Origin of the sequence: Bacillus carboniphilus (assembly GCF_039522365.1) — a bacterium.
Taxonomy (GTDB): domain Bacteria; phylum Bacillota; class Bacilli; order Bacillales; family JC228; genus Bacillus_BF; species Bacillus_BF carboniphilus.
The window spans coordinates 1-1,278 of sequence record NZ_BAAADJ010000033.1 but is presented as its reverse complement, the minus strand read 5'-3'; the positions used below and the strand labels follow the sequence as shown (position 1 = coordinate 1,278).

The following is a 1,278-nucleotide window of genomic DNA, read 5'->3' as shown; positions in this document are numbered from 1 at the left end:
TGTTTATTGCAAAATAAAAGTGCAGAGCTTTGCAAAGGAAAAATGCAGAGACCTGCACTTATTTTGTTAGGTACATAAAAAAAGACTTGCCAGCCACCCCAAGTCCCTCTACTGTAATTGGTGTCGAATCAATACAGAGTGGAGGAAAAGAAAGGATGCTAGCAATGTCTGATATCAAGTGTATCAAACACTTACGAAATAACAAAGGACTATCTATATCAAAGATTCAGGAAACATTAGGAATTAACTGGCGTACTGCAAAGAAATACGCAGATGAAGATCAGATACCTACACCGAAAATTAAAGTTAAGGAAGGAATGATGTACGAGGAAAAATGGGGGGAGATTGTTTCTGATTGGCTATTAGAAGATAGTAAGCTGAAGAAAAAGTTACGTCGTACTAAAAAGCAATTGTTCGACGAACTCCAAAATTTAGGGTTTCAAGGGTCATATAGAACAGTCTGCTACTTTATTTCTGATTGGGAGAATAATCATAACAACGACGGAACAGATAAAGGGTTCGAACGTCTTGAACATCCACCTAGCGAGGCACAAGTTGACTTTGGAATCATGGAAGCAGTTAAAGATGGTGAGTTTGTAGATATACATGCACTAGTCATGTCATTTCCGTATAGTAATACAGGTTTCGCAGTTCCGTTACCATCAGAAAACCAAGAATGCTTTCTCCACGGACTAAACATATTGTTTAAACAGGCTGGAGGGGCTCCTAGGAAAATCAGAATCGACAATTTAACACCAGCTGTGAAGAAAACGAGATCCAAGTTAGAAGAAGCTCAATTAACTGACGCTTTCATTCAATTTCAAAACTACTATGGATTTGAAGTACAGGTGTGCAATCCTCGTAGTGGTCATGAAAAAGGTAATGTAGAAAATAAAGTTGGGTATGTTCGATATAACTTCTTCAGTAGCTCTCCTGTTATGAATAGTTTTGAAGATTTAACGGAAACACTTCGTGTTCAGCTATTAGAGGATAGAAAAAGGCTTCACTACGAGAAAGAAGTTATGATCGAAGATCTATGGAACCAAGAATCTAAGTTTTTATTAGAATTACCCGAAAAAGAATACCCAGTTTTTAAAGAAATTGAGACTAAAGTTAACAAATATAATGAAGCTCAATTGGATAAAGTTATGGTACATATTCCTAGAGCAGCGAATTATCCCAGCATCTACTTTATACTAACCTGGGATAGATTTAAGGCCGTTTCTCCTAACGGAGAAATCTTACATGAAGACTATAGACCTTATATGAATTATAAAA

At 36.5% G+C, this 1,278-nt stretch carries 1 protein-coding gene; it reads left to right on the top strand.

Annotated features, from left to right (window positions below):
* Nucleotides 1-164: 164 nt before the first annotated feature.
* Nucleotides 165-1,278: IS21 family transposase (istA, locus tag ABDZ91_RS14140; RefSeq protein ID WP_343800037.1), on the top strand; the 1,114-nt coding region annotated here is incomplete at its 3' end.